Here is a 25,600-nt window from a genome sequence, read left to right as displayed (position 1 = left end):
GAGAACGAGCGCCATAGGCTCCAGGCGGCCCAAATTGTGGCGGCTTGCCCTTCGACCGGGTGCGACAGTTTCCGCCTTACCTGCCGCCGCACTCGCCCCTATAGTGCCGCCGTCTTGCGGCAGCGACAGGAGCTGGCCGCGTCTTTGGATTGTCCGCCACATGACCGCAGCGAGCCGCCCCGATCTGACAGACATTCACAGGGGCGACTGGGTGGACCGGCGATTGCCGCAGGCGATGCGGCCCTATACCCGTCTTGCGCGGCTGGATCGGCCGGTTGGCATCTGGCTGACGCTCTTTCCCTGTTGGGCAGCCCTTTTTCAGGCCGCACATGGCCTTCCCGGGCTTCGCGATCTTCTGGTGTTCACGCTCGGCGCGTTGCTCATGCGCAGTGCCGGCTCCACCATCAACGACATTGCCGACCGCAAGTTCGACGGGCATGTCGAGCGAACGCGGTTCCGTCCCCTCGCCAATGGGGAGATTGGCCTGCCGCGGGCGATACTCTTCCTGATCGTGCAATTTGCGCTGGCCGCTTCGCTCCTTGTCTTTCTGACCCCCGATACCCGCCTTCTGGCCGTCTGCGTCGTGCCGCTCGTCCTCGTTTACCCCTTCTGCAAGCGCTTCACCCATTGGCCGCAGGCGGTTCTGGGCGCTGCCTTCAACTGGGGCATGCTGATGGCGTGGACGCAGGTTGCCGGACATGTTCCCATCGGCGCCGTACTGATGTGGGCAGGCGCCGTCGCGTGGCAGATCGGCTATGACACGGCCTATGCCTATGTCGATGTGCGCGACGACCAGCGCCTCGGTCTGAAATCGACCGCAATCCTGTTCGGCGCACACGGCAAGGCCCTGATCGCCCTGTTCTACGGTCTGACCGTGGCCGCCTGGTCCGTTGGCGGCTGGATGCTCGGGATGTCGAACCTCTATGCCATCGGCATGGTGGCGATAGCCGCCCATCTCGCATGGCAAGCCTGGCGCTTCGACCTCGATCGCCCCGAGATCAGCTATCGCCTGTTTCTGGCGAACATCCTGACCGGCGTGCTTCTCGCCGTTGCCGCTCTCGCCGGAACTTGGTGAGCACACATGCGGCCTGTCGGATTGCTGGCCTCGGCGCTTTGATAAGCGCGCTTTCGGCTGCCTGGGGTTCAATGACCTCATCCGCACGGTGAGGGAATCCCCCTCATCCGCGCGGTGAGGGAAGCCCTCATCCGCCTGGGCAAAGCGGGTGGCGCTGCGATCAGGAACGCTTGGCGGTCACGTCGATCAGCAGGAAGGCGGTCACGACTGCCAGTCCCGCCGCCGTCGGCCACGACCGGCTGTAGAGCGGCGAGAAGCCTTCGATCAGGAACGTCAGAACAGGGCAGAGCTGCCATCGTCACCATCACCGTGTAGGGATCGCAGCGGCCGATGCCGATTTGCAGGAGGTAGAGTGGCGCAAGCACACCGACCACCGAGACCACGACAAGGGCAAGGGCCAGGGAGCCGGTCCAGGTCACCGTGCTGAGGTCCGCCCCCCATGTCATCGCCAGAGAAGCCGGGAGGATGAGGTAGAAACGGTGCGCGAGGAAGGCTCCGTTCGGCACCGACGCGTCCGCCGGCAACTCTCCACCTGGAAGCCCAGCCGTCGCCCACACCCTCTCTCCCCGCCAGCGGGGAACAGGCCCGGCTGAGGGGCGAAACTTGCACGCCACCGCCTATTCCCGAACACTCCGAGCTACTTCCACCCTCGCATCGTCTCCTCGATGAACGCGGCCACCGCCGCCACGCTCGGCACGCGCGCCCGCTCCGGATGCATCATCAGGTAGACCGGGCGCTCGGCTGCCGTCTCCGGCTCGTCCACCGCCTCGAAGCGCGGATCGCGCAAGCCCGAGACGTCAGGCAGCATCAGCTCGGCGCCGAGCGCAAGCGCTGCCTCCATCAGGATCTCCAGCTTGTCGGCCGTCAGCGCCACGCGCGCATCCGGCCGCAGCCGGTCGAGCACCTGCATCTCCGGCACATGGGCAAGAGCCGGGCCGTAGCGGACGATGGGGGAAGGTCTCAACCCCTGCCCCTTCGGCCGGAACAGGCGGAAGCGCAGCGTGCCGAGGCTCTTCACCCGCACGCTGTCCTCGCCGGTGCGCGCCATGCGGATGGCGATATCGGCCTCGCGCCGCTCGATGCTGAGCATCTGGTTGTCGGCGACGAGATCGAGCGTCAGGCCCGGGTGCCGCTGTTCGAGGCGGGAAAGCGCCGGCGCAAGGATCGCGCTCAGGACGAAGCCGATGCTGGTCACCCGGACCTGCCCTTTAAGCTCCGCCGTGGTTCGCAACAGCGTCGCAAGCGACAGCGACGCCTCCTCGGATATCGTGCGCAGCCGATCGACGACAGGGATGAGCACCGGCGTCGGCGTCAGCCGACCGTCGATGCGGTCGAACAGCGCCGCTCCTACCCGCCGCTCCAGCGCCGCAAGCCGGCGGGAAACCGTCGTCTGGTCGACGCCGAGCGTGCGCGCCGCCTGGCTGAGCGTCGCGCCGCGCACCAGATGATCCAGCAGTTCGAGATCCGCCCATCCTGCATTCATGCAGATTGTCCTCCGAAAATCTCGGATCACTCTGCGTCGATGCAGTCGATAGGATCAACCCCATAGACAGACCGCTTCGACGACGCCAGCCCAGGCAATGACCAGAAACCCACCGCCTGGCGAGGGTTGGCCCCCACCGACCCGCCTTCCGCAACCCATCTCGACACCCCCGTCCGCACCGCTTCCGCACCCGCCGCAACCCTCTTCACACTTGCCGGCGTTACGCTCGCCCCGCCGCCGCTTGGCGAAGCGACGCTGGTCCTGATCGATTATCAGAACGAGTATCTGGCTGGTCCCTTGCGTCTCGCCGAACCGGAAGCGGCGATCGAAAAGGCGCGGCAACTGCTGGCCGCGGCCCGCAAAACCGGCGCGAAGATCATCCACGTCGCCCACAAGGGGGCCGCCGGCGGCATGTTCGACCGGACGGCACATCGCGGCGCGATCGTCGACGCTCTGGCGCCGATTGCGGGCGAAACGATCGTCGAAAAGACCCGGCCCAATGGCTTCTCGGACACCAACCTTGCCGAAGCCGTCGGCCCGGCCGGCACACCGGTGATCTTCGCCGGCTTCATGACCCACAATTGCGTCTCGTCGACCGCCCGCGCCGCCAAGGATCTCGGCTACGGCATCACGATAGCGGCCGATGCCTGCACCACCCGCGACCTGCCGTCAGCATCAGGCACGATTGCCGCCCGCGCGCTGCACGAGGCCGAACTTGCCGGCCTTGCCGACCACCACGGCGCGGTCGTCGATGTCGCCGTACTCACCGCAGCGCGGAGCTGACGCGAGGTCTCGACCGAAGACAAGGAACGACGCGCGCCCGTGACTTGCGGGCGCGCCTCCCATTTGCCGAGCCCGTCGATGGGGACCCGTTCTACTGCTCCTTAAGGACGTGCGTTTCGACCCATGCGTTCAACGCATCCTGCGGTCCGCTGCCACTTGCGATGACCACCGCCATCCGTTTCGGCCGCACCTATGCCTGGGTGCTGAACGGCCTTCATTGGACGGCCTTTCACTGGTTCTGGTTCCACGTGCTGCCGGCCATCCTGCCGACGAGCCTGCTGCTCGCCTGGATCACGCTCCGTCGCCAAAGCACCTGGTGCGCCATCATCGGCCACGGCATGCAGAACGGACTGGCGGTAATCGGCACCTTTCTGACGGTCGCGGGCATCAGGGGTTAGCGGGTCCTTTCCCCGCATCGGCAGGCACCGGCCAGGTGCCGCAGGGGCGCTGCCCTCGTCACATTACGAAAATATAATGATCTCAATGCTTTTCGCCGGGTCCATTCGCTTCTATTTTTGAACCTATCCATTTTGGCATCGGCGATGCCGGTTAGGCGCAAGCGATGAACAAGACAGCCAAGACGGCGCGAGCCGACACCACGCCCCGAGACGATGCGGCGCCCAATATCACCTTCATTCCCGGTGCGGTGAAGACGGTGAAGCGCAGGCGCCGCTCGCGAGCCTGGCTGTGGCTGCCCGTCATCCTCGCCGTCGCCGGCGCCGGCTATTACGGCTGGACGCGCTATGGAGAGAACCCGGCCTCGACCGCAATGGTGACCGAGGTGGTGACCCGCGGCGACATCGAAAACAGCGTCACCGCCGTCGGCACGCTCGATGCCGTCAATTCCGTCGATGCCGGCGCCCAGGTCTCCGGCCAGCTGAAGGCGCTGCATGTGACGATCGGCGACAAGGTCACCCAGAATGAACTCGTCGCCGAAATCGACCCGGCCACCATCGAAAACCGCATCGAGATCGACCAGGCGGAGCTTGCTAACCTCCGGGCCCAGCTGATTTCCAAGAAGGCCCAGCTCGTGCTGAAGCAGGCCAATATCGACCGCCAGCGCAATCTCGTCGAAACCAGGAGCGTGGCGCAATCGACGCTCGACCAGGCGATCGCCGACCTCGCAGCCGCCGAAGCCGACGTCAACGCCATCGAGGCGCAGATCCGCAAGCAGCAGGCGACGCTTGCCGGCGACAAGGTCGATCTCGGCTACACCAAGATCTACGCGCCGATCTCCGGCACCATCGTCGCCAACCCGGCCAAGGCCGGCCAGACGCTGAACGCCAACCAGACGACGCCGACCATCGTCACCATCGCCGACCTCTCGACCATGACCGTCAAGGCGCAGGTGTCGGAAGCCGATGTCACCCGGCTGAAGATCGGCATGGACGCCTATTTCACCCTGCTCGGCCAGCCCGGAAAACGCTTCGCCGGCAAGCTCCGGCAGATCCAGCCGATGCCCGACACGACCAACAACGTCGTGCTCTATTACGCACTCTTCGACGTGCCCAATCCCGAGGGCGAACTGATGATGTCGATGAGCGCCCAGGTGTTCTTCGTGCAGGCTGCCGCCAAGGATGTGCTGATCGTGCCGAGCGGCGCCTTGAGCCATCCGGACAAGGGCAGCGGCGATGCCGCCGGCCAGGGCGACGGCCGGCGTGACGGCCAGAGAAACGGCCAACGTGGCGAAGGCGGCAAGGCGCAGGTGACCGTCGTTACCGCCTCCGGCGCGCTCGAAACCCGCGACGTCGAGGTCGGCATTCGCAACCGCGTCAGCGCCGAAATCAAGAGTGGCCTCGAAGAGGGCGAGAAGGTGGTCGTCAGCACCGGATCCACAGGCGGCGGCACCGCCCGCGACAACCGAAACCAGCGCGGCATGCGCATGCCGCCGATGTTCTGATGTCGGCCATGACCCCGCTTCTCTCGCTCAGGCACGTCAGCAAGACCTATTTCAACGGCGATCTCGCCGTCGAGGTGCTGCATGGCCTGTCGCTCGATATCGAGGCGGGCGAATTCGTGGCGATCGTCGGCCAGTCGGGTTCCGGCAAGTCGACGCTGATGAACATTCTCGGCTGCCTCGACCAGCCGACCGGCGGCGACTACCTGATCGACGGCGAGAGCGTCGCTACCCTCGACAGCGACGAGCTCGCGGCGCTGCGCCGCCGCACCTTCGGCTTCGTCTTCCAGAGCTACAACCTCATCCCGACAGCAAGCGCCAAGGAAAATGTCGAGGTGCCGGCCGTCTATGCCGGCATGTCGGCCCGCGACCGCCACGACCGCGCCGAGGCGCTGTTGGAAGCGCTGAAGCTCGGCGAGCGCCTCGACCACCGGCCGGGCCAGTTGTCTGGCGGCCAGCAGCAACGCGTCTCCATTGCCCGCGCGCTGATGAACGGCGGCCGGGTGATCCTTGCCGACGAGCCGACCGGCGCGCTTGACAGCCAGAGCGGCTCGGACGTGATGGCGCTGCTCCGCGACATGAACCAGCAGGGTCACACGGTCATCGTCATCACCCACTCGCGCGAGGTCGCCGAACAGGCCGACCGGCTGATCGAGATCCATGACGGCCGCATCGTCGCCGACCGTGCCAAGAAAACCCGTGTGAATGCCGAGGGGGCAGCCGCCCTCGCCCGCCATGTCAGCGAAGGCTCGGCCGCGATCGCCGATGTCACCGAAGCGATGAAGATGGCGTTCCGGGCGCTGAAGGCCAATCTGTTCCGCACGATCCTGACCCTGCTCGGCATCGTCATCGGCGTCGGTTCGGTCGTCGCCATGCTGGCGATCGGCACGGGCGCGCAGGATTCGGTCTTGAGCCGCATCTCCTCCATGGGCTCCGACCTCTTGGTGGTACGCCCGAGCATGGCGAATTTCCGCGGCAGCGCCGGCGGCAGCAACGTGACGCTGGTGCCTGCGGACGCCGACGCGATCCTCGAAGTGCCGAATGTCGCCTTCGCCGTGCCGGAGATGACCAGCTCCGTCACGCTTCGCCGCGGCAATGTCGATTATCAGACGACCGCCAACGGCACCGTGCCGCAGTTCACCACGGCAAAATCCTGGAAGATGGCCAAGGGCGAGTTCATCAACCAGAACGACATGGACACCTACGCACCGGTGGCCGTGCTCGGCCAGACGGTGGTGAAGACCCTCTTTCCCGACGGCAACAATCCGATCGGCCAATATGTGCTCGTCAACAAGATCCCCTTCCAGGTGATCGGCGTGATGGCGGAGATGGGCGCCACCTCCTTCGGCAACGACCAGGACGACGTGGTGCTGGTGCCGCTTTCGACCGGCAGCATCCGCCTCTTCGGCCAGCGCAACATCCGCACCATCACCGTCCAGGTGAAGGACGGCTCGGCGATCGACATCACCCAGCAGACGATCCAGTCGCTGCTCGACCAGCGCCACAAGCGCCAGGACACGCAGATCACCAACATGTCGTCCGTGCGCGAGGCCTTCACCGAGACCTCGAACACGCTGAAACTGTTCCTCGCCTCGGTCGCCGCGATCTCGCTCTTGGTCGGCGGCATCGGCGTCATGAACATCATGCTGGTTTCGGTCAGCGAGCGCACCCGCGAGATCGGCGTACGCATGGCGACCGGCGCCCGCCAGCGCGACATCCTGCTGCAGTTCATCATCGAGGCGCTGGTCGTCTCGGCGATCGGCGGCACGCTCGGCGTCGCGCTCGGGCTCGGCACCGGGGCGCTCGCCGGTCAGTTCGGCATGCCGGTCTCCTTCACCATCGGCCCCGTCGCGCTCGCCTTTGCCTGCGCCTTCCTGACCGGCCTCATCTTCGGCTTCCTCCCCGCCCGCAACGCCTCGCGACTGCAGCCGGCGGTGGCGCTGAGCGCGGACTAGGCAAGAGCGACGCTCCTGCCCGCCAGACGGTAGACAAGTGTCGCGACACGACCCAAGATGGCAGGCACTGCACGCTTGGGGGACGATTCGCGATGTGGAAGGCGTTTGCCGTTCTCTACGGGCTGATTTTCATTTTCGGGCTGTCATTGGCTTTCGTCACGCTGTCCCCTGAAATCGCGGTGCAGCTGTCTTCCGCCGACCGAGCCCTGTTCTATGCGGGCCTGGCCGTGGAATTTGCGGCCATGATAGGCGTCTTTGCCTACGCCTTCGACCTGAGAGTCCCGCCCTCGTCATTTTGGCGGCCATTCAGCTGGGCTCTTGCAGGCTGGTGTCTCTACACGTCGCTGGACAAGGCCTGGGACGTCGCCATGCTCATCACCAGCCCGAAACCCGGAGACGAAGGCTTGGTGTCAGCCGTCTTCGGCCTGCTGCTCCTGCTTCTTCTCAACTATTTCGCCTGGCTCGGCGTCTGGCGTTATGGCCGCCGAACAGAGCAGCAGCCGGCCCCCACTGGCTAAGGGTGGAACGCCGGCACGCCACGCACTCCGGGGAACGAATGCGACAGCCGGCGGCATGCAGGCCGGGTGTAAGGCCTTGCGACCATCTCGCCCGTAGAACGATAGACAAGGCGCTCTTCACCACCCAAGCTGGCACCAGCGCAGATACAGGATGATTCGCGATGTGGAAGGCATTCGCAATTTTCTACGTGCTCAGCCTTGCTTTCGGCCTGGTCATAGGCGCGACGCTGCTCCTGGGCTTGTGGGACGAGATGGCATACGGGATCAAGATCCTCGGCAGCGTCAGCCTGGTCATGGCGCTGGCAACGGCGATCGGCCTTGTTGCCTATGCCTTCAACCTGCACGTCCCGCCCTTCGGGCTCTGGCGGCCGTATAGCTGGTTTCTCGGCATCCTGCTCGGCGCCCTGTCGGTCATCAGCGTGGTGCGGTTTGCCGCTCAGTACGAAGGGGGCGATGATCTCGTCACCCTGCTCTGGCTTTCTCTGTCTCTCCTCGTCAATTATTTCAGCTGGCTCGGCGTCTGGCGTTACGGCCGCCGGATGAAGGCCACCGCATAGTTCGCCTTGGGTTCATTCATGGGGCATCTTTCCGCCCGCAAGTGATTCCACTTGAAGGCAGGATGCTCTAGCGTCGACGAGGTGCACCCACCCAGTTTGGCACTCTGCTGCCAGGAGATATGATTGCCGATGTGGAAGATCTTTGCTGTTCTGACATGCGGGCTGACCATAGCCGCCTTCATTTGGTTCGCGCTCATTGTTTCCGAACAGGCCCCAGGCGAAATCAACGTAATGGACCTGATCAGCCTGGTCATATCGGTGCCGGCATCCATCGGCATCGTCTGCTACGCCTTTGACAAAGACCTTCTGCCAACGGCCTTCTGGCCACCTTTCGCAAAAATCCTGACCTTCTGGACCGCTCTCTATCTCGTCGGCGCGGCCTGGATGGACCTGTCCCTCGGCGTCGCCAACTCTGCGTGGAGTGAACTGGCCGCCATGGCGGCACTCTATGCCGCCTCCTTGGCACTTGCCTATTATGGCTGGCTTGGCGTCTGGCGCTATGCCGCCCGCGTGAAGCAGCATCCTTCGTCAAGCTGAGGCCGTCAGCCTGCGAACGATCCTCGAAGGCAAAAAAGCGTAATGCTCAACCTAATCCTCTACAGTGACCAGCTTGTCCCCGACTGCTCGGCGATCGATCAGAGGCTCGCGGAGATGCTGAGGGCACGCGGCGGCGGAAACCGCATCGCCTATGTGGCCTCCGGCCCGGAGCCGGACCGCAGCTTCTTCCTCGCTGCCCGGTCCTATTATGGTCGTTACGGCCTCGACCTCGGCCTGTTCTTCGATCTCGACGAACCGCATCCTGAAGAAGCGGTCGCCGCCCTCTTCGCCTCGGACGCCATCCACCTCTCGGGCGGCCACACCGGCGGCTTTCTCGAACGGCTGAAGCGCAGCGGCATGCGCGCGCCGCTGCGCGATTTTGCGCTCTCCGGCGGTGTCCTCATCGGCGTCAGCGCCGGTGCCATTCTCATGGCCCCGACGATCGCGACCGACGCGCTCTTCATCGGTGAACGGCCCGAGGACATCACAGACGGCGCGGCACTCGACCTCACGCCGTTCGAATTCTTCCCGCATCTCGGCGACGACGAAAGCTACCTGCCCGCACTGCTGCGCTACAGCCTGTCGACCTCGCGGCCGATCCTTGCCTGCAACGATGGCGACGGCATCGTCGTTTCGGGCGGGCGGATCGAGTGTTTTGGAGAGCCCCTGTGGATCTCAGGTGGCGCCGTGCGGACACCGGACGACGTCAACCTTGACGGCTTCTCGTTATCCAAGGCGTGACATGGCCACCCAGTCGCCCGCCCCGAACTCCCAAGGCTTCGAAGGTGTCATTTGACCCGCTACCAGCACATGGAATTGCAAGCGATCATCCGGAAAAGCCCGCTTCTTTCTCCGGTCCTCGATCATTGGAACGAGGTGGCTCTGCCAGATGCCTGGCTTGCGGCCGGCGCAATCACGCAGAGCGTCTGGAACCATGCGTTCGCAATGCCGCCGACGCATGGCATCGGCGACATCGACATCGTCTATTTCGACGGCGAGGACCTCTCCGAAGAGACGGAAGCCCGGCACGCAGCCCGGATCAAAAGCCTGCTCGTGGACCTGCCCGTGCGGATCGACGTCAAGAACGAGGCGCGCGTCCACCTCTGGTACGAAGAGAAGTTCGGCAGTCCGATCAGCCCCTATGTCTCGACGCCGGCGGCGATCGCGACTTTCCCGACGACGGCAACCGCCATCGGCATACGCCCGTCCCGCGACGGGCCAGAAATCTGCGGGCTCGAGATCTGCGCGCCTTTCGGCCTTGCCGACCTCCTGTCGCTCGTGGTGCGCCCCAACAAAAGCCAGATCACGCGCGAGATATACGAGCGCAAGGTCGATCGCTGGCGCGCCCTTTGGCCGGGCCTGACGATCGAGAGCTGGGACCTGTAGCCGGCGGGCGCCCGAACCGACAACGTCACATCGCCCCTGCCCGCGCGGCTTCGGCATGCCGTACGGCGGCCCTGTCCTCGCGCGCCGGAAGCGGCGCGGCCCTGCGCCTTCCAAGCGCAGCCTCTCCGGAGGTCACGCCGATATCGGCCAGGTGCTCCGCATCGAGTTCGCGCAGCTGCTGCAACTGCCAGTACCGCGAGCGCGGCGAGGCGACGAGATAGAGACCGAGTTCCCGGATCATGTCGAACATCCATGTTTCGTTTAACCATGGACACAGTCTGCGCCTCGACAATTCCTAAAAGAAGCTTAGCATTCCTATTCCAAGCATAAGAGAAACTTTGGCATGGGCGCGCTCGATCTCGACTATCTCAAAACCTTTACGCTGGTCGCCGAACTCGGCAGTTTCTCGGCCGCTGCCGAGCGCCTGGGGCTGACGCAGCCGGCGATCAGCCTGCAGGTGCGGGCGCTGGAAAAACAGCTCGGCGTGCGCCTCGTCGAACGGGTCGGCCGCACGGCAAGGCCGAGTGCCGCCGGCGAGGAACTGCTTGCCCATGCCGGCAGCATCGAAGCCGCAACCAGCCGGGCGATCGAGGCTGTTGCGCGCCATGCCAGGGGCGTTCTCGGTCGCGTGCGCATCGGCACCGGCGCCACGCCTTGCGCCTTCCTGCTGCCGCCGCTCCTGGCCGACCTCAAGCGCCGCTTTCCCGACCTCGACATCACGGTGACGACAGGCAACAGCGCCGACATTGTGCGCGCGGTGGACGAGAACCTCATCGACATCGGCCTCGTCAGCCTGCCCGTCTCCGGCCGCATCTTCGAAATCACGCCGCTCTTCGACGAGCGCTTCGTGGCGATTGCGCCGCTCGGGACCGCCCTGCCCGATGCCGTCACGCCCGCGATCCTGGCTGAACGGCCGCTGATCCTCTACGAGCCAGGCGCCAACACGCGAAGGATCACCGACGAATGGCTGGCCACCACAGGCACGACCGTCAAGCCGGTGATGGCGCTCGGCAGCGTCGACGCGATCAAGGAGATGGTCGCCGTCGGCCTTGGCGCCGCCCTCGTTCCGGAAATCGCCCTTCGCCCCGGGGACCGGGAACGCCTGGTGGTGCGACCCGTCACCCCAACGCTCTTCCGCCGCTTCGCCCTGGTGCTTCGAAGCGACAAGCGGCTCGACAGGGCGCTGCGCGAAACGCTCGCCGCGCTGAAGACAACGGCGACTGGACTAGATACGCCCGAGGGCCGGACGCAGGGCCGCTAAAGACGCCGCAGCGACGACGGGCGGGCTGTCGAAGCATGCCAGAGCCTGCACGATGTAGTCTTGACCTCATCGTTTAGTTTTGGTTTGGCCATTGATCAGTCAAAGTGCAGTCAAAGTGCAGTCAAAGGAGCAAGCAGTGACGAAGTACGATCCCGATAGATTGAAACTCCGCATTCAGGGACGCGGCCTGAACACGTGGAACTGGCAGCTACTGCTTGATGGCAAGCAGCTCATAAAATCCGGAACCATCTCGGGCTCAAGACGCAATGCCGAAGTCGCGGCTGAGGCAGTCTTGCGCGATATGTCAACTGCGTCGGATAAAGACTAAGCGACTAGAAGCTGGCAGGTGCCGCATGCATGCGCGATCTGCACTCTGGCGATCTCGGGTTTCTGGTTGGCTGCATCGACCATGGCCCGGACGCCGGCAGCATCTGCACCATAACGTCTGACCACTCCGGCGAACGCCTCGACGTCGTGTGCACGGATGACGAAGACTGGGCGGCCGGGTTGCGGCCGCGATAGTCGGTCAGTGCCGCCTCCCGGCGATCAGCCGGAAGGCGTCGGGCTTCGCCACCACCGACCAGAGCCGCATCTTCACGCAGGCCGTGCAGTTGCATTTCTCCGTGCCGGCGCTGAAGTCGAGGTCCGTCTCGATCCGCACCGCAATGGCGGCTGCCGCCATAGGTCTTCATCATCCCTTCTTCCCTGCCCTCGTTGTCGGCCCGGACTATGCCACCGGGACGATTGAGAATCTGCGCCGTCACAATCACCGATCGGAAATCGGGTGGGCGCTGCCCCGCGCCGGCAGTAGTCAGGGCGCCTCAATCAAGAGAAGGAAAAAGTCCATGACTATGCTGCAAGACAAGATCGTGATCGTCACCGGCGCCTCCTCCGGCATAGGCCGCGCGGTCGCCAGGCTCTTTGCCGCCGAGGGTGCGAAGATCGTCGCCAACGCCCGCGGCGAAGAGCAGCTCGACGCCGTCGTCGAGGCGATCCGCGAGGACGGCGGCGAAGCGATCGCGGTTGGCGGCGACGTCACCGCGGAAGAAACCCATATCCGGCTGGTGGAAGCGGCGCTCAAGCATTTCGGCGGCCTCGATATCGCCGTCAACAATGCCGGCGCGGTCAACGTCATGAAGCCGGTCGCCGAAATCACGCTCGCGGAATGGCAGCAATCGCTTGCCACCAACCTCACCTCCGCGTTCCTCGGCGCCCGCCACCAGATCCCGGCCATGCTTTCCCGTGGCGGCGGCGCACTGGTCTTCACCTCGACCTTCGTCGGCACCAGCGTCGGCATTCCCGGCATGGCGGCCTATGGCGCCCCCAAGGCCGGGCTGATGGGCCTCGTCAAGGGCATCACCGCCGACTATGGCGCAAAGGGCATCCGCGCCAATGCGCTTCTGCCGGGCGGCGTCGACACGCCGGCAGCCGGCAGCAAGGAGAACAAGGAATGGGCGGCCGGCCTTCACGCGATGAAGCGCATCGCCCAGCCGGAAGAGATCGCCCAGGCCGCCCTCTTCCTCTCCAGCCCGATGGCAAGCTTCGTCTCGGGCGCAGCCCTCTTTGCCGACGGCGGCAATGCTGCGGTGAAGTGATTGGGCCGACAGTCACCGCTTGCGCCGGGTAGGTTTGCCCCGGCGCAAGCTCAACCAATCACTCCAGCAGCCGGGCCTGCCAACCGACACGAGCTTTCGCTCGCTTGTGTTGCACCACACCGGACCATAAGATCACAGGATGCAACTGCATCCCGAAATCGCCGACCTTGCCGATCTCCTGCGCAACGTTGAGGACCATTTGGCAAAGCACGACGAAACGGGCTGGGCGGGCATGGTCGGCCGGTGTCGCGTTGCGGTGGAAAAGTCTGACGCCTGGGGATTGCACCGCTTCCTTGCGATGTTCGCCGGCATGGGCTCGCTCAATGATTTGGTTCTTCAACGTGACGGCACGATGCTGACGACGGAGAACGATGCGCTCCGCGAAATGCTGACAAAGGCTTGGACGCTAGCCACGAAACTGCAACGAGACGACGTCGCGCAAGCGCGCGGTGAATGACCACGTTCGTCTGTCCCACGCATTCACGGCCGGCCACACGGCTAGTGCCTACCCCACCGGGATCTCCGTCGTCTCCTTGCCCGTGCGGATCACGAAGGCGGTGTAGTAGCGCGCGACATTGGTCTCCTCGCGGAAAAGCCGTTCGGTGAGCGCGTCGAGCTCGTCCATGTCCTTCAGCCGCAGCATCAAAATGGCGTCGGTCTCGCCGCTGACGCTATAGGCCTGGATCACCGCCGGCTCCCTGGTCGCCATGTCGAGGAAGCGGCGGATATATTGTTCGCCGTGGCGCTCGAGCTCGACGGTGATGATCGCCTTCATGGTCCGGCCGGCCTTGGCCGGATTGAGGATGGCAACGATCCGGTCGATCACTCCCGCTTCATGCAGCCGCCGGATGCGACGCAGGCAGCTCGACGGCGAAAGGCCGACTTCGGCCGCGAGCTCGGGATTGGTGCGCGACGCATCCTGCTGCAGGAGCCTCAAGAGCTTGCTGTCGATCTTGTCCATGTTCGTCCCCGTTTCGCCGCCATGCAATTTTATTGCACAGAAGTGCATATTTTGACCACAACTGCGAACGGCCTCGCGCTAGTCCTTGGACAACCAATTCAAGGAGAGACCAACCATGGCCGTTCTGATCATCCTTTACCGCAAGACGCTCGCGACCCTCGAAGTCTACTGGGATCTCGTGCGCATCATCGTTCCCGTCACCATCGCCACCCATGTGCTGCAGGAGCTTGGCGTCATCCGCGCCGTCGCCCCGGCCTTCGAGCCGCTGATGACGATCGTCGGCTTGCCGCCCGAGCTTGCCTTTGCCTGGCTGACCGGCCTGCTCGTCGGCATCTGGGGGGCGGTCGTCGTCGTCTTTGCGCTGGTGCCGGTCTCGGAGCTGACGACCGCCGACATGACGGTCTTTTCGGCGCTGATGCTGGTGGCGCATGCGATCCCGATCGAGCAGCGCATCATCCAGAAGGCAGGCCCGAGCTTTCTCGCCACCGCTGCGATCCGGATCGGTGGCGGCCTGATCTTCGCAGCGCTTTTGCACCAGGTCTTTGCGCTGACCGGATGGCTTTCGACGCCGCTTGCGCCCAGCTGGATACCGGCGAACGAAACCGCCACCTGGACCGGCTTTGCGCTCAGCACGCTGAAGACGCTTGCCACCATGCTCGTCGTGCTGCTCGCGCTGAGCTGGCTGATCGAGATCCTAAAGCTCGTCGGCATTCTCGGCTGGCTCAACCGGGGCATGGCGCCGCTCTTTCGGCTTGCCGGCGTCAAGACCGAGACCGTGCCCTTTGCCGCCGTCGGCGTGTTGCTCGGCATCTCCTATGGCGGCGCACTGCTGATCCGCGAGGCGCGCGAGGCCAAGGTCGAGCCGCGCCAGGTATTCCTCGCCTGCGTCTTCATGGGTTTCGGCCACAGCCTCATCGAGGACACGCTGGTGGTCGTCGCACTCGGCGCGGATTTCACCAGCGTCTTCTTCGGCCGGCTCGTCTTTGCCATCATCGCCACGGCCATCGTCGCCCGGGTTGTCGCCTCCGCGCCCGACGCCGTGTTCTTCCGCTCCTTCTTCCGCAAGGACGGCGGCGAGCCGGCCCTGTCGGAAGCTTGAAGCCTAACGGATGGAAGCGCGCCGCGGCGTTACTCCGCCGCGGCCGCTGCGGCCAGTGCCGGACCCGCCATCCGCCCGAAGGCGGCGCGGTAGGCGGCGGGCGTCGTCGAAAGCTGCTGGCGGAAATGGTGGCGCAGCGTCTGGGTCGAGCCGAAGCCCGAGGCTTCCGCCACCTGCTCCATGCCAAGTGCGGTTTCCTCCAGCAATTGCCGGGCGCGCGAAAGCCTTTCCCCAAGCAGCCAACGCGCCGGCGTCGTGCCGGTCGCCGCCTCGAAGCGGCGCAGGAAGGTGCGCTCGCTCATGCCGGCGGCCTTTGAAAGTGCCGCGATCGAGAAGTCCTCGCCCAGCCGCGCGCGCATGCGGTCAAGCAGCGGCCCGAGCCTCGCGCTCTCGTGCACATCAGGCACGGCTCGCTCGATAAACTGCGCCTGGCCGCCGTCGCGATGCGGCGGCACGACGAGGCGGCGGGCCACGCGGTTGGCCGCCTCGCTGCCGAAATCGCGGCGGATCAGATGCAGGCAGAGGTCGATGCCGGCGGCACTGCCAGCCGAGGTCAGAACCTGGCCGCCATCGACATAGAGCACGTCCGGCACCACCTCGATGTCTGGATAAAGCACTTTCAGCTTGTCCGTATAGCGCCAGTGGGTCGTCGCCCGCCGGCCGGAAAGCAGCCCTGCAGCCGCCAGCACGAAGACGCCGGAACAGATGGAAAGAACGCGCGCGCCGCGGGCGTGGGCCTGCCGCAGCGGCTCACAGACCGGCTCCGGCACGGGCTGATCGGCGCCGCGCCAGCCGGGCACGATGATCGTCCCGGCTTGGCCTAAAAGCTCGATGCCGCCGTCGGCGACAAAGCGAACGCCGCCGGTCGCCCTGAGTTCGCCGGGATCGACCGAGGCGACGGCGAAACGATACCAGCCCTCGCCCATTTCCGGCCGCGGCAGGCCGAACATCTCGACGGCGACTCCGAACTCGAAGGTGCAGAGTCCGTCATAGGCAAGCGCCACGACGAGCGGGTTCAGGAGCGGCTGGGCGGCGGAAAACGACTTTGGCATGATCTTGAGCATATATGGCAAAACTGCCAACTGCCAGCGCTTTCGAAACGTTGCTACACATCTCCTCGTCAACCGCACGAACCCGAGGAGAGCCCCGATGAGCTACGTCACCGACACCCCCGCCGCGTCCCCCGAAGTCGCTATTGCCCACTTCGCCGGACGCCTCAGCGTCGAGACCGATTGCGCCGACGTCGCCCAGGCGCTGAAGAGCGGCGACCAGGATTTCGTGCTCCTGCACGTGGTCGGCTCGGATGCCGCCTATGCCCGCCGCCACGTGCCGGGCGCGATCCACCTGCCCCACCGCCAGATCAGCGCCGAGCGCGTGGCCGAGTGGGCCGCAGACACCCTGTTCGTCGTCTACTGCGCCGGCCCGCATTGCAACGGTGCCGACCAGGCGGCACTCAAGCTCGCCCGCCTCGGCCGGCCGGTAAAGCTCATGATCGGCGGCATCACCGGCTGGGAGGACGAAGGCCTCGCTTTTGCCACCGGCGCGGCCCCCGGCGAGGCACAGGCGCTGCTCGCCGCTTGAGCAGGCGCGAAGCCCCTTTTGCAGTGCCGCGCGCCTTGCGGAGCGCGCGGCACTGCAGCATTTTTGATCGCGTTTGATTTCGCCCTGAAATCGATCGCGATTGAGGCAGATGATGCGGTTCGGCCGCCCTCTTTCCGGCCTGTCGTAGTCATGCCGGCCCGCTAACCCCTTTGCACGAGTTATCGACATGCCCGTATCACCCCTGACCGTCAGACCCTTTGCGCAGCGTGACGTCGCCGACGTGCTGCGGCTGATGCGTAATCTCGCAGTGTTCGAAGGCTATATCGACAAGTTCCGCGTGACCGAGATGGACCTGATCGAGCACGGGCTTGGCGACAACCCGCGCTTCGGCGTGCTGGTCGCAGACCTCGGCGGCCGCGTCGTCGGCATTGCCGTGCATTACGTCATTCCCTGGACCTACGACCTGAAGCCGACGCTGGTGCTGAAGGAACTTTTCGTCGATGAAACAGCGCGTTCCCTCGGCGCCGGCGCGGCGCTCATCGAAGCCTTGAAACGCCACGCCGCAGCGATCGGCACGCCGCGCATCGAGTGGTCGGTGCTTGCGAGCAATGAAGCTGCAAAGCGCTTCTACGGGCGCCAGGGCGCGATACTGGACGCGATCTGGGAACCCTGGACGCTGCTGATCCAAACAGAGGACGACGGGAAGGAAGCGTCCGGCGTCTGACTTGTCCCTGCGGGCTACCGTCAGGAAAATCCTGACCCGATTGGGTGAAAAAGCTGGGGATTTTCCCGTAACCCAAATTGACTATTAAAATCCCCTTAAAATCCATTGCTTTCAGGCCACGCTTTTGCCACACTGTACTTGCGATTGCGCCACGGAAGTATGCAATCCCCGGAAGAGTATGCATGCTTGCGTTTATATTGCGGTGCAGTTGCTTTATTAATTTGATTGCGCGCTTGAGCCTCCGTCACAACGGGGGCTCAATCATTTTTGGACACCCCATTCCCTGCCTACGACGGGCCGGTGCAGTTGCGCAGCCTGAGCGAAGATGCGCTGCCGCGCATCGCAATTCGTCGGCACATGCGCGCGCTTCAACCGTCAGGATGCCCGCACGGGCTTTAGCGCTGGAGGATCGGGCCGGTCGGCAAGGACAGGGCTGAGCGTTTGCGGGCCGATCGGACGAGGCTGAAGGAAGCCGTGGCCCACCTCAAGGGGAAGATCTGCGCGCGATAGGCGCGCCGGCCGGGATGCAGAACCCCGGCCGGATGTGTTTTGATTCAGTGTCCGCCGAGCACCAGCGTCTGCACCGGCAGCATCAGCGCCTGGATGCGCAGGATCGCCGCATGCACGAGGCCGACCGCATCGACGCCGTGCAGATAGGCCCATTGCAGCGTGCTGATCCCGGGTTCGTCCAGTTGGTCGTGGTTGCTGGTATAGGCGTTGGCGATGCAGCTGCTGCCCGGCGGGACGTCGTCGAGCACGCCGGGATAAAGCGGCTCCATGACCACCGTCAGCGTGCCCGGCTGCGAGATCTGCGTTACGTCGATCAACTGGTCGCTGGCGCGCACCTGGCCGGAAGCAATCACCTCCTGAACCTCGGTGACGACGAGCGGAATGATGGTGAACGGCTTGCCGACGCAGGTCGCCTCGCCGATCATGCCGGGCTTCATCACCTGGGCCTCGATCTGCCCGAAGCCGGCCACCAGCCGCGCGCGGCCCGCGTCTTCCGGCACGAGCACGCCCGCCGGCCTCAACAGCGGGTTGACGATTTCGCCGACCCGAAGCGTGAACTGCTGCAGCGTGCCGGACACGCCGGCGAGGACGGTGGTCTTCGATATATCGACCTCCGCCTGCTTCAGCGCCGCTTCGGCGCTGGCCTTCTGCGACGGCAGCAGCGACGAAAGCTTGGTCTCCAGCGTCTGCTTGTTGGACTGAGCCGCCGTCAGCGCGCCCTTGCGTCCTTCGAGCGCCACCTGGCGGCGTTCGATCTCGCGGCGGGCGACGACATTGGGATTGAGCCTGTTGAGCTCGACCTGGGTGTCGTATTCGTCCTGCGCCTGCTGGACAGCCGCCTGCGCCTGGACGATCACGCCATCGGCGGCAACGAGCTCGGTGCGCGCGACAGTCAACTCGGCGTCAACTTCGGCGATCTGGCGGCGGGCGACCTCGGCGGCGGCTTCCTCCTCCGAGCTGTCGAGCTTGAACAGCGGCTGGCCGGCCTTCACCTTCTCAAAGCGCGTGGCGTAAATCTCCGTGACACGACCATTGGTCTCCGGCAGCACGGCGACGGTCCGGAAGGCCGCGGTCACGTTCTTCGTCGACGGATGGAAGTAGAAGATCAGCGTGATCAGCGAGATCGTCAGCACGATGCAGGCGGTGATGCCCCAGCGCAGTTCGAACCAGACCGAATAGATGGTAATCTCGCGCCCGATCCGCTTTCCCTGGCCGTAACGGCGGAAGAGATAGTCGGGCAGGATGGTCAGCATCGAGCAAAGGATGAACTCGAACATGGTTTATGCCTTCCCTTCGATCGACGGCTGAGCGGGCGATGCGTGGCCGTGGCCGGGCAACGCGTGCGGCTGTGGCTGGCTTGCTACCGGCTCGGCCTCCACGTCCCCTGCCTCCGGTACGGTCGGCTGGTCCACCTTGCCGGCAATCCGCTCCAGCGAGCCGGCGATCGACGATAGCGGCGAGGAGAAATCGGGAAGGTCGATCAGTGCCAGAAGCAGGGCAGCCCCCCACAGGATGTTGTTGTGGGTGAGCAGCGACAGGAGCGCCAGGACCGCGACCAGTTCGAGCTGGATCTTGTTGGTCTTGTGCGCCATGACCTCCGGCAGCGAGTGAAGCCGGAGATAGAGCGTGCCGAGCGCGAAGATCGCGACAATGAGGAAGACAGCGACGGCATTGAGCAGCCAATCGGACTGGCCCGGGGCCGTGATAAACCCCGGAAGATGGTGAATGGCAGCAGGATGGATGGCTTCGGACATTACGCCTCCGCAAATCGGACTGGACCACGAGAATCGAACATTAGCACCCCTCAAGAAAAACGAAATAGAAGCTTGTACGTCTAGCCACAACTTGACCTTGCACCACCGGGCGCCCTATCAAATCGGCTCGCCGGCACCTTGAAGTGCCGCCGGTTTCGAGCAGGATCGAAAGGCACATGCTGTTCCCGCGGTAACGGCATCGCATGACCGCTCGCCCTAACGCGCGCAGGCACCCGCGTCGCCCGGCGCGGCAGGAGCCTGCCCACGCATGACCGCCAGAAGGAGACCGCCCATGGCCCAGAACGTATACGACCAACCGGAATTCTTCGAAGGTTACAGCCAGCTCGGGCGCTCGGTTCATGGTCTTGCAGGCGCCGCGGAATGGCCGGCGATTCGCGCGCTTTTGCCGGATCTTTCAGGAAAGAGCGTCGTCGATCTCGGCTGTGGCTATGGCTGGTTTTCGCGCCATGCTCGCGAGGCTGGCGCTGCCCAGGTGCTCGGGCTCGACCTCTCCGAAAAGATGATCGCCCGCGCCAGGGCCGACACGTCGGATGCGGCGATCGAACACAAGATCGCCGATCTCGACCAGCTGGAGCTGCCCGAAGAGAGTTTCGACTTCGCCTACAGCTCGCTCGCCTTCCACTATGTCGAGGATTTTGGCCGGCTGGTGGCCACCATCCACAAGGCGCTGGTACCCGGCGCCCATTTCGTCTTCACCATCGAGCACCCGATCTACATGGCCTCGCACGATCCCGGCTGGCGCATCGAGAATGGCGAGCGCACCTGGCCGGTCGACCACTATTCCGAGGAGGGACCGCGCACGACGGACTGGCTGGCGAAAGGCGTCATCAAGCACCACCGCACGATCGGCACCACGCTCAACACACTGATCGCAACGGGCTTTGCCATCCGCCACGTCGAGGAGTGGCGGCCGACGCAAGAGCAGATCGCGGAGATACCGGCACTGGCCGAAGAAGTCGACCGGCCGATGATCCTGATCATGAAGGTTGAGAAGTAGGCGCTGCCAACTGCCGGCGCTGTGGCCACCGCCCCATCTTAGAGATGAAACGAATCTCTCACACCGATTTGGTTGCAACTGTTCAACATAGGCATGATAAGCGAATGCGAAACTTCAGGAAGATAGCGATCAGAGCACCACTCATAGTCGTGACGCTGTCCATCGGGTTGAACCTTTCTAGCGGCTTTGCGGCTGCCGAAATGAAAGACGCGCAAGAAGCGTTCATGCGTGCGGATTATCAAGAAGCATATCGCCAGTCCCTGCCGGAGGCAGAGCGTGGCAATGCTGCGGCGCAGAGCATGATCGGATCGCTATACGCTTATGGCCGGGGCGTGCCGAAGGACGACTCTCAGGCGTTTCACTGGTTCAAACGTGCAGCTGATCAAGGCGACCTGAGCGCGCAGTATGCCGTTTCCCAACTGTATGAAACCGGCCGAGGCGTTGAGCGAGATACCCAAGCGGCGGTTCACTGGCTGAAGAAGGCCGCAGAAGGTGGGTTCTCGGTCGCGCAACTGTCTCTTGCGCATCACTACCGCGAAGGCGTGGGTGTGCCACAGGATCGGGAACAGGCGTCGTACTGGGAAGCGAAGAGCGCGCAGGACCCTGCCAATGGAATAGTCGAGGGAGCGTTAGATCGCGCTGCCGAAGACTGAGCAGCATGCCCCAAGCTCATCGGAGCATGCCGGGTCAAGACCAAACACCACTCTGGGGAAGGTTCCGGGCCAGCTTTGCCCCGCTCACCCCTTCTCCTTCAGCGTCTCCTTCTGGGTGATCAGCCGGGCACTGTGCTGTCCGCTCAGATAGGTCCAGAACCAGCTCCAGGCGACGGCGAAGCGGCTGCGGGTGCCGATCAGGAAGTAGATGTGGGCGATGCCCCAGATCCACCAGGCAAGTGCGCCCTTGAGCTTGAAGCGGCCGAAATCGATGATCGCGGCGCGCCTACCGATGGTGGCGAGACTGCCCTGGTGGCGATAGCGAAAATCTCCAGGCGGTTTGCCGCCTGAAAGCCGCGCGCGGATGACGTCGGCCACATAGACGCCCTGCTGCTTGGCGGCGGGCGCAATGCCCGGCACCGGCTTGCCGCCGTCATAGGTGACCGAAGCGGTATCGCCGATGACGAAGACATCGGGATGGCCGGGAGCCGTGAGATCGGTCCCGACGATCGCCCGGCCGGCGCGGTCGGCCGGGATATCCAGCCAGCGGGCGGCAGGCGATGCCTGCACACCGGCTGCCCAGACGAGCGTGCGGCTGCCGACGAACTCGTCGCCGATCATCACCCCCTCTTCGGTGCAGGATGTCACCGGCGTGCCGGTGCGCACCTCGACGCCGAGCCGCTGCAGCTCCTTGACCGCATAGGTCGAAAGATCTTCGCTGAACGCGGCGAGGATACGCGGGCCGGCCTCGACCAGGATCACCCGCGCCTTGCGCGTGTCGATACGGCGGAACTCTTCGGGAAGCGTGCTGTGCGCCATCTCGGCGATGATGCCGGCAAGCTCGACCCCGGTCGGGCCGGCACCGATGATGGTGAATGTCAGAAGCGCATCACGGACATCGGGATCCTCTTCCAGCTCCGCCCGCTCGAAGGCGAGCAGAACCCGGCGGCGGATCGTCGTCGCGTCTTCCAGCGTCTTCAGGCCGGGGGCGAAGGGTTCCCATTCGTCATGGCCGAAATAGGCATGCGTCGCCCCGGTCGCCAGCACCAGCGTGTCGTAGCCGATCCGCTGGCCGTCCCTGAGCAACACGGCCTTTCCGGCCTCGTCGACATCGCTCACCTCGCCAAGCAGCGTCGTAACCTCCGGCCGGTCGCGCCAGAGGCTGCGGATCGGCCAGGCGATCTCCGACGTCGCGATCAGCGTCGTTGCGACCTGGTAGAGCAAGGGCTGGAAGAGATGATGGTTGCGCCGGTCGATGAGAGTGATCCTGACCGGCGCGCCGGCAAGCCGCTTGACGAGCTGCAATCCGCCGAACCCGCCGCCGACAACGACCACGTGATGCCTGTCCTGCATGTTCTTTCCAGTCGGCTTTGCGACCGGCCTTCCGTTGGACGTGCCACAACATTGGGGTTGTGACGGCCAAGGACAAGCGCAACCACCTCATGTCACCCTTGCAAAAAGTCAAGAACAGCGCGATCGCAGGCGCCCATTGACGCCAGAACTTCTAGTCGAGCTTGAGACGCCGCATTTTTGATGGCTAACTAACAGCTGGGCACGCATCCAACCGGCTGGGAAGATGGCGATCAAGATAGCTCCGTATGATCCGGACACGGTCTCGGACATGACCATTATCGATGTTCTCGAGCGCGCGATCGGCCTTCCATCGTCGGACTGGACGCCTCGAGCCCTTGGCGCGCTCTCTAGAGCTGAGTGGGCCGAGGTCTATTATGCCGTCGAGAGCCTCTATGCATGGGTCGGCGGCTACAAATGGATCCGGAACAAATTCACGCCCTTTCGAAAGAACATTCACGTCCCACATATCGATTTTGAGGCAAACGGCGTCTACCTCAACACCTTGAGCCGCACACGGGAATCGCTGATAGCCAGGATCAAGAAATGCCTGCTCTTCTATGAAAAGATCTACCTGGAAGAACCAATCTCGCAGCTGAGATTTGGCCATGGATACGCGCCCGTAGCATCCGGAGAGGAAGAACCGGAAGTCTATCGAATGGCGATGGACACATGGGACGTCGATCTCGACAACCTCCCGGTTTTCCACGCCGACAACGAGAAGAGACGCAAACAATTTGACTATCTGATCCACTATGAGCGCATCCAATACTGGGCCGAGTTTTACGCTCAGATCGCGCCGCTGATCCGCCTGGGGATCGTCGTTCCGGTCTGCAATCATGGCGACCTGTATCAGCTATACCTCCATACCTATCCGTACCTTCATAGCGAGTGCGCCTTCGACAAGGAGGATGGCTTCCGAAACACCGAAGATGCCATTTTATCCAATGCGATCAATCACGTGTACCGCCCCAAGCGCGTCGAGAAGCTTTACCGGAAGCACTATCGGGAAGTCGCCGGCAATCACACACAGCTGCGATATGTCGAGCTCATGCTCGATGAGCTGATCCTCAGGCAGCTCGGGCCCAACCTGATACCGGCGCTGGATCTGTCCAACGGCAAGGTTGCCTTCGAGATCCTGAAGGATCAGCTTGCAACCTATCACAATGCCGACTTCGACGATCACGCGGTGGAAGCAAGGCTGATCGCAAACCATGTGCCAAATCCCGACGCCATCGACCTGCGCGATCTGATGGCGATACGGGACGAGGACGAGATCTTTGCGCGCTGGCGAGCCTGCATTGCGATGGCCGCCAGGCGATCGCGAGCGGTGACATCATCCGCTCAGGCGGACGAGTTCGCAGCCGAGATGCGCGACACTCGCTTGGCATGGAACGCCGACCTCGACACCTATCTGTCGAAAAGCAGCAACCTTGGGAGCGTGTTCAAGTCGACGCTCACCAAGGTTGTCATCGGCATCGCCGCTGCCTCGGGCGTGGCAACCTTCAGCGAAAACCCGCTTGCAGCGGCCGCGACCGGGGCGGCAAGCACAATAGCCTATGACGCTCTCACGACGATCAATGAGCAGCTGGAAAAGCGCAAGACGAGGAAGCTGCGCTTCCAGCTGCAAAGACTGTACGGCGCGTTTGAGGAAGGGCCCGCACGGGAGCCCAACGACGACGACCAGGCACGCCGCAAGCGCAAGCGGCGAAAATAGTCGGGCGCGGCGGGGCAAGCCGCCCGCGCGCCTCACCTTCATGGAGTAAGCACCAGCGCTCGATCATGCCGATGCGGCAAATGGAATCCCCTCGGCCGCATCGACCAGCACCACTTCGTCGCCGAGCGACCATTCGGCCGCGCGCGCGGCAAGGCGCGCCGGTACCATCGGCGAGCGACCGGGACCGGGCGGCACGTCGTAGGTCGCGTGCGCGTCGTTGGCGAGGATCACGGTGAAATCCTTCGCCATCGCCGTGCGCGCCGTCGCCGCCAGGCACATTTCCGAAAGCATGCCGCAGATCGCGATCGTCTCGACCTTGCGCGCCCGAAGCTGGTCTTCGAGATCGGTGCCGTCGAAGCCGTCGTCCTTCCGTTTGCGAACGACCACCTCGCCTGCCTTGGCAGGAAAGAACAGCTGCCAGCCATCGGTCTCCGGTTCGTCGACGGCGCCCTCGGGCCCATCGTTCTGCAGGAAGATCACCGGCACGCCGGCCGCGCGGGCATTCTCCAAAAGCAGACCAACGGCCCGTTGCAGGTCGACATGGCCGGGCACGGCTTCGGGCCCGGAAATGAAGGCCCGCTGCACATCGACAACCACCAGCGCATCGGCAAGGTCATGGCCTAACGTCTTGCTCACTGCATCATTCGTCATTTCGCCTCACACCGCATAATCGACCGGCACCGCCGTGCCGCTCTTCAGGATTTCCATCGAGATCGAGGCGGAGACATCGAAGAGCTCGACCTTGCGCACGATCTGCTTGTAGACCACGTCGTAATGCTCGACACGCGGCAGCACGACCTTGACGATATAGTCATGATTTCCGGTCAGACGATGGGCCTCGACGATTTCGGGGATATCGCTGATCGCCCGGCGGAAGGTTTCGATCCATTCGTCCGAGTGGTGCGCCGTCTTGATCAGCGCAAAAACGGTGGTCGGCACGCCCATGCGCTCGCGATCGAGCACGACGATGCGCCTGGCGATATAGCCCGCCTCCTCCAGCCGCTGGATGCGGCGCGAACAGGCCGACAGCGACAGGTTCACCCGCTCCGCCAGTTCGCCGACGGCCACACTTGCATCCTGCTGCAGCAGCGCCAAAAGCTTCCTGTCCCTATCGTCGAGCACGCCGATTCCTCCCATGATCTGAAAATCAAACGCCTCATAATTGCACATTCATCAGCACATGCGCAAATTGTTCGCGCAAATGATTGCTTTGGCTCCCATCAAA

At 64.1% G+C, this 25,600-nt stretch carries 31 protein-coding genes and 1 pseudogene; 20 read left to right on the top strand and 12 right to left on the bottom strand.

The window, feature by feature from the left end; all coding sequences use genetic code 11:
* The first annotated feature begins 160 nt into the window (after positions 1 to 160).
* Positions 161 to 1,075: a 4-hydroxybenzoate octaprenyltransferase gene (ubiA, locus tag XB14_RS05315; RefSeq protein ID WP_077960622.1), complete on the top strand. Its 915-nt coding sequence runs from the start codon at positions 161 to 163 to the stop codon at positions 1,073 to 1,075.
* A 637-nt stretch (positions 1,076 to 1,712) separates the two neighbouring features.
* Here the strand turns inward: ubiA and XB14_RS05305 are convergent.
* Positions 1,713 to 2,558 (bottom strand): LysR family transcriptional regulator, encoded by an 846-nt coding sequence (locus tag XB14_RS05305; protein WP_077960621.1) that lies wholly within the window; start codon positions 2,556 to 2,558, stop codon positions 1,713 to 1,715.
* A gap of 126 nt (positions 2,559 to 2,684) precedes the next feature.
* Here XB14_RS05305 and XB14_RS05300 point away from each other — a divergent pair, with 126 nt between their 5' ends.
* From XB14_RS05300 to XB14_RS05260, 9 genes are all read left to right on the top strand, one after another.
* A complete protein-coding gene (locus XB14_RS05300; RefSeq protein ID WP_077960620.1) occupies positions 2,685 to 3,341 on the top strand; it encodes a cysteine hydrolase family protein in 657 nt (218 codons plus the stop codon).
* A 161-nt stretch (positions 3,342 to 3,502) separates the two neighbouring features.
* Complete coding sequence (locus XB14_RS05295) at positions 3,503 to 3,739, top strand: type II CAAX prenyl endopeptidase Rce1 family protein (protein WP_143348234.1); 237 nt, start codon at positions 3,503 to 3,505, stop codon at positions 3,737 to 3,739.
* Between the two features lie 164 nt (positions 3,740 to 3,903).
* A complete protein-coding gene (locus XB14_RS05290; RefSeq protein ID WP_077960618.1) occupies positions 3,904 to 5,241 on the top strand; it encodes an efflux RND transporter periplasmic adaptor subunit in 1,338 nt (445 codons plus the stop codon).
* 8 nt (positions 5,242 to 5,249) lie between these two features.
* Positions 5,250 to 7,193 carry a MacB family efflux pump subunit gene (locus tag XB14_RS05285; RefSeq protein WP_077961886.1) on the top strand — a complete coding sequence of 648 codons (1,944 nt, stop codon included), beginning with the start codon at positions 5,250 to 5,252 and terminating at the stop codon, positions 7,191 to 7,193.
* A gap of 92 nt (positions 7,194 to 7,285) precedes the next feature.
* Entirely contained in the window at positions 7,286 to 7,711 is a 426-nt protein-coding gene (locus XB14_RS05280) for a hypothetical protein (RefSeq protein ID WP_077960617.1), read from the top strand.
* Between the two features lie 161 nt (positions 7,712 to 7,872).
* Positions 7,873 to 8,268 carry a hypothetical protein gene (locus XB14_RS05275; protein WP_077960616.1) on the top strand — a complete coding sequence of 132 codons (396 nt, stop codon included), beginning with the start codon at positions 7,873 to 7,875 and terminating at the stop codon, positions 8,266 to 8,268.
* A 231-nt stretch (positions 8,269 to 8,499) separates the two neighbouring features.
* Positions 8,500 to 8,805: a hypothetical protein gene (locus XB14_RS05270; RefSeq protein WP_143348233.1), complete on the top strand. Its 306-nt coding sequence runs from the start codon at positions 8,500 to 8,502 to the stop codon at positions 8,803 to 8,805.
* Between the two features lie 42 nt (positions 8,806 to 8,847).
* On the top strand, positions 8,848 to 9,546 hold the full coding sequence (locus XB14_RS05265) for a Type 1 glutamine amidotransferase-like domain-containing protein (protein WP_077960614.1): 699 nt from the start codon (positions 8,848 to 8,850) through the stop codon (positions 9,544 to 9,546).
* A 51-nt stretch (positions 9,547 to 9,597) separates the two neighbouring features.
* Complete coding sequence (locus tag XB14_RS05260; RefSeq protein ID WP_234803965.1) at positions 9,598 to 10,191, top strand: nucleotidyltransferase family protein; 594 nt, start codon at positions 9,598 to 9,600, stop codon at positions 10,189 to 10,191.
* A 25-nt stretch (positions 10,192 to 10,216) separates the two neighbouring features.
* Here XB14_RS05260 and XB14_RS05255 read toward each other — a convergent pair whose 3' ends face one another.
* On the bottom strand, positions 10,217 to 10,441 hold the full coding sequence (locus XB14_RS05255) for a DUF1127 domain-containing protein (protein WP_077960612.1): 225 nt from the start codon (positions 10,439 to 10,441) through the stop codon (positions 10,217 to 10,219).
* A gap of 93 nt (positions 10,442 to 10,534) precedes the next feature.
* On the opposite strand from XB14_RS05255, the gene XB14_RS05250 reads away from it, so the two are divergent.
* Positions 10,535 to 11,452, top strand: a complete 918-nt coding sequence (locus tag XB14_RS05250; protein WP_077960611.1) for a LysR family transcriptional regulator — start codon at positions 10,535 to 10,537, stop codon at positions 11,450 to 11,452.
* A gap of 3 nt (positions 11,453 to 11,455) precedes the next feature.
* Here the strand turns inward: XB14_RS05250 and XB14_RS33900 are convergent.
* Positions 11,456 to 11,544, bottom strand: a pseudogene (locus XB14_RS33900) (DUF2280 domain-containing protein); the annotation flags it as partial.
* A gap of 44 nt (positions 11,545 to 11,588) precedes the next feature.
* Between XB14_RS33900 and XB14_RS05245 the strand changes: the two are divergent.
* Positions 11,589 to 11,780 carry a hypothetical protein gene (locus XB14_RS05245; protein WP_077960610.1) on the top strand — a complete coding sequence of 64 codons (192 nt, stop codon included), beginning with the start codon at positions 11,589 to 11,591 and terminating at the stop codon, positions 11,778 to 11,780.
* On the opposite strand, the gene XB14_RS33495 is transcribed toward XB14_RS05245, so the two are convergent.
* Together XB14_RS33495 and XB14_RS33080 are read right to left on the bottom strand one after the other, a co-directional pair.
* Positions 11,777 to 11,938, bottom strand: coding sequence for a putative metallopeptidase (locus XB14_RS33495; protein WP_234804027.1), 162 nt, complete (start codon positions 11,936 to 11,938; stop codon positions 11,777 to 11,779). The genes XB14_RS05245 and XB14_RS33495 overlap by 4 nt on opposite strands.
* A 40-nt stretch (positions 11,939 to 11,978) precedes the next feature.
* Positions 11,979 to 12,134, bottom strand: coding sequence for a hypothetical protein (locus XB14_RS33080; RefSeq protein WP_179119531.1), 156 nt, complete (start codon positions 12,132 to 12,134; stop codon positions 11,979 to 11,981).
* Between the two features lie 163 nt (positions 12,135 to 12,297).
* On the opposite strand from XB14_RS33080, the gene XB14_RS05235 reads away from it, so the two are divergent.
* Together XB14_RS05235 and XB14_RS05230 are read left to right on the top strand one after the other, a co-directional pair.
* Positions 12,298 to 13,047, top strand: a complete 750-nt coding sequence (locus tag XB14_RS05235; protein WP_077960609.1) for an SDR family oxidoreductase — start codon at positions 12,298 to 12,300, stop codon at positions 13,045 to 13,047.
* A gap of 139 nt (positions 13,048 to 13,186) precedes the next feature.
* Positions 13,187 to 13,504, top strand: coding sequence for a DUF6966 domain-containing protein (locus tag XB14_RS05230; protein WP_077960608.1), 318 nt, complete (start codon positions 13,187 to 13,189; stop codon positions 13,502 to 13,504).
* Between the two features lie 48 nt (positions 13,505 to 13,552).
* Here XB14_RS05230 and XB14_RS05225 read toward each other — a convergent pair whose 3' ends face one another.
* Complete coding sequence (locus XB14_RS05225) at positions 13,553 to 14,008, bottom strand: Lrp/AsnC family transcriptional regulator (RefSeq protein ID WP_077960607.1); 456 nt, start codon at positions 14,006 to 14,008, stop codon at positions 13,553 to 13,555.
* Between the two features lie 115 nt (positions 14,009 to 14,123).
* Between XB14_RS05225 and XB14_RS05220 the strand changes: the two genes are divergently transcribed.
* A complete protein-coding gene (locus tag XB14_RS05220; protein WP_077960606.1) occupies positions 14,124 to 15,107 on the top strand; it encodes a nucleoside recognition domain-containing protein in 984 nt (327 codons plus the stop codon).
* 29 nt (positions 15,108 to 15,136) lie between these two features.
* On the opposite strand, the gene ftrA is transcribed toward XB14_RS05220, so the two are convergent.
* Entirely contained in the window at positions 15,137 to 16,159 is a 1,023-nt protein-coding gene (ftrA, locus tag XB14_RS05215; protein ID WP_077961885.1) for a transcriptional regulator FtrA, read from the bottom strand.
* Positions 16,160 to 16,256: 97 nt separating this feature from the next.
* Between ftrA and XB14_RS05210 the strand changes: the two genes are divergently transcribed.
* Entirely contained in the window at positions 16,257 to 16,688 is a 432-nt protein-coding gene (locus XB14_RS05210; protein ID WP_077960605.1) for a rhodanese-like domain-containing protein, read from the top strand.
* Between the two features lie 187 nt (positions 16,689 to 16,875).
* On the top strand, positions 16,876 to 17,373 hold the full coding sequence (locus XB14_RS05205; RefSeq protein WP_077960604.1) for a GNAT family N-acetyltransferase: 498 nt from the start codon (positions 16,876 to 16,878) through the stop codon (positions 17,371 to 17,373).
* A gap of 554 nt (positions 17,374 to 17,927) precedes the next feature.
* Here XB14_RS05205 and XB14_RS05200 read toward each other — a convergent pair.
* Both XB14_RS05200 and XB14_RS05195 read right to left on the bottom strand, forming a co-directional pair.
* On the bottom strand, positions 17,928 to 19,160 hold the full coding sequence (locus XB14_RS05200) for an HlyD family secretion protein (protein WP_077960603.1): 1,233 nt from the start codon (positions 19,158 to 19,160) through the stop codon (positions 17,928 to 17,930).
* Positions 19,161 to 19,163: 3 nt separating this feature from the next.
* Positions 19,164 to 19,637: a hypothetical protein gene (locus XB14_RS05195; protein WP_077960602.1), complete on the bottom strand. Its 474-nt coding sequence runs from the start codon at positions 19,635 to 19,637 to the stop codon at positions 19,164 to 19,166.
* A 292-nt stretch (positions 19,638 to 19,929) separates the two neighbouring features.
* Between XB14_RS05195 and XB14_RS05190 the strand changes: the two genes are divergently transcribed.
* Both XB14_RS05190 and XB14_RS05185 read left to right on the top strand, forming a co-directional pair.
* On the top strand, positions 19,930 to 20,655 hold the full coding sequence (locus tag XB14_RS05190; protein WP_077960601.1) for a class I SAM-dependent methyltransferase: 726 nt from the start codon (positions 19,930 to 19,932) through the stop codon (positions 20,653 to 20,655).
* A gap of 104 nt (positions 20,656 to 20,759) precedes the next feature.
* The gene (locus tag XB14_RS05185) at positions 20,760 to 21,308 is read left to right on the top strand and encodes a tetratricopeptide repeat protein (RefSeq protein WP_179119530.1); all 549 of its coding nucleotides are present in this window, start codon (positions 20,760 to 20,762) and stop codon (positions 21,306 to 21,308) included.
* Positions 21,309 to 21,392: 84 nt separating this feature from the next.
* Here XB14_RS05185 and XB14_RS05180 read toward each other — a convergent pair whose 3' ends face one another.
* Positions 21,393 to 22,661, bottom strand: a complete 1,269-nt coding sequence (locus XB14_RS05180) for an NAD(P)/FAD-dependent oxidoreductase (protein WP_077960599.1) — start codon at positions 22,659 to 22,661, stop codon at positions 21,393 to 21,395.
* 223 nt (positions 22,662 to 22,884) lie between these two features.
* Here XB14_RS05180 and XB14_RS05175 point away from each other — a divergent pair, with 223 nt between their 5' ends.
* Complete coding sequence (locus tag XB14_RS05175; protein WP_077960598.1) at positions 22,885 to 24,375, top strand: hypothetical protein; 1,491 nt, start codon at positions 22,885 to 22,887, stop codon at positions 24,373 to 24,375.
* 63 nt (positions 24,376 to 24,438) lie between these two features.
* Here the strand turns inward: XB14_RS05175 and XB14_RS05170 are convergent, their stop codons facing one another.
* The gene (locus tag XB14_RS05170) at positions 24,439 to 25,011 is read right to left on the bottom strand and encodes an isochorismatase family protein (protein ID WP_234803964.1); all 573 of its coding nucleotides are present in this window, start codon (positions 25,009 to 25,011) and stop codon (positions 24,439 to 24,441) included.
* 21 nt (positions 25,012 to 25,032) lie between these two features.
* Positions 25,033 to 25,497: an Lrp/AsnC family transcriptional regulator gene (locus XB14_RS05165; protein WP_043622517.1), complete on the bottom strand. Its 465-nt coding sequence runs from the start codon at positions 25,495 to 25,497 to the stop codon at positions 25,033 to 25,035.
* Positions 25,498 to 25,600: the final 103 nt, after the last annotated feature.

This window comes from Ensifer adhaerens, from assembly GCF_002007205.1.
Classification (GTDB): domain Bacteria; phylum Pseudomonadota; class Alphaproteobacteria; order Rhizobiales; family Rhizobiaceae; genus Ensifer; species Ensifer adhaerens_D.
The sequence above is the reverse complement of the archived record's forward strand: the minus strand, read 5'-3'. Positions and strand labels throughout refer to the sequence as shown.

Bases quoted from the DNA above. Each gene is read 5' to 3' on its own strand.
- ubiA (WP_077960622.1), top strand. From the start codon at position 161: ATGACCGCAGCGAGCCGCCCCGATCTGACAGACATTCACAGGGGCGAC.
- XB14_RS05305 (WP_077960621.1), bottom strand. From the start codon at position 2,558: ATGAATGCAGGATGGGCGGATCTCGAACTGCTGGATCATCTGGTGCGC.
- XB14_RS05295 (WP_143348234.1), top strand. From the start codon at position 3,503: ATGACCACCGCCATCCGTTTCGGCCGCACCTATGCCTGGGTGCTGAAC.
- XB14_RS05290 (WP_077960618.1), top strand. From the start codon at position 3,904: ATGAACAAGACAGCCAAGACGGCGCGAGCCGACACCACGCCCCGAGAC.
- XB14_RS05285 (WP_077961886.1), top strand. From the start codon at position 5,250: ATGACCCCGCTTCTCTCGCTCAGGCACGTCAGCAAGACCTATTTCAAC.
- XB14_RS05280 (WP_077960617.1), top strand. From the start codon at position 7,286: ATGTGGAAGGCGTTTGCCGTTCTCTACGGGCTGATTTTCATTTTCGGG.
- XB14_RS05275 (WP_077960616.1), top strand. From the start codon at position 7,873: ATGTGGAAGGCATTCGCAATTTTCTACGTGCTCAGCCTTGCTTTCGGC.
- XB14_RS05270 (WP_143348233.1), top strand. From the start codon at position 8,500: ATGGACCTGATCAGCCTGGTCATATCGGTGCCGGCATCCATCGGCATC.
- XB14_RS05265 (WP_077960614.1), top strand. From the start codon at position 8,848: ATGCTCAACCTAATCCTCTACAGTGACCAGCTTGTCCCCGACTGCTCG.
- XB14_RS05255 (WP_077960612.1), bottom strand. From the start codon at position 10,441: ATGTTCGACATGATCCGGGAACTCGGTCTCTATCTCGTCGCCTCGCCG.
- XB14_RS05250 (WP_077960611.1), top strand. From the start codon at position 10,535: ATGGGCGCGCTCGATCTCGACTATCTCAAAACCTTTACGCTGGTCGCC.
- XB14_RS33080 (WP_179119531.1), bottom strand. From the start codon at position 12,134: ATGGCGGCAGCCGCCATTGCGGTGCGGATCGAGACGGACCTCGACTTC.
- XB14_RS05235 (WP_077960609.1), top strand. From the start codon at position 12,298: ATGACTATGCTGCAAGACAAGATCGTGATCGTCACCGGCGCCTCCTCC.
- XB14_RS05230 (WP_077960608.1), top strand. From the start codon at position 13,187: ATGCAACTGCATCCCGAAATCGCCGACCTTGCCGATCTCCTGCGCAAC.
- XB14_RS05225 (WP_077960607.1), bottom strand. From the start codon at position 14,008: ATGGACAAGATCGACAGCAAGCTCTTGAGGCTCCTGCAGCAGGATGCG.
- XB14_RS05220 (WP_077960606.1), top strand. From the start codon at position 14,124: ATGGCCGTTCTGATCATCCTTTACCGCAAGACGCTCGCGACCCTCGAA.
- ftrA (WP_077961885.1), bottom strand. From the start codon at position 16,159: ATGCCAAAGTCGTTTTCCGCCGCCCAGCCGCTCCTGAACCCGCTCGTC.
- XB14_RS05210 (WP_077960605.1), top strand. From the start codon at position 16,257: ATGAGCTACGTCACCGACACCCCCGCCGCGTCCCCCGAAGTCGCTATT.
- XB14_RS05205 (WP_077960604.1), top strand. From the start codon at position 16,876: ATGCCCGTATCACCCCTGACCGTCAGACCCTTTGCGCAGCGTGACGTC.
- XB14_RS05200 (WP_077960603.1), bottom strand. From the start codon at position 19,160: ATGTTCGAGTTCATCCTTTGCTCGATGCTGACCATCCTGCCCGACTAT.
- XB14_RS05195 (WP_077960602.1), bottom strand. From the start codon at position 19,637: ATGTCCGAAGCCATCCATCCTGCTGCCATTCACCATCTTCCGGGGTTT.
- XB14_RS05190 (WP_077960601.1), top strand. From the start codon at position 19,930: ATGGCCCAGAACGTATACGACCAACCGGAATTCTTCGAAGGTTACAGC.
- XB14_RS05185 (WP_179119530.1), top strand. From the start codon at position 20,760: ATGCGAAACTTCAGGAAGATAGCGATCAGAGCACCACTCATAGTCGTG.
- XB14_RS05180 (WP_077960599.1), bottom strand. From the start codon at position 22,661: ATGCAGGACAGGCATCACGTGGTCGTTGTCGGCGGCGGGTTCGGCGGA.
- XB14_RS05175 (WP_077960598.1), top strand. From the start codon at position 22,885: ATGGCGATCAAGATAGCTCCGTATGATCCGGACACGGTCTCGGACATG.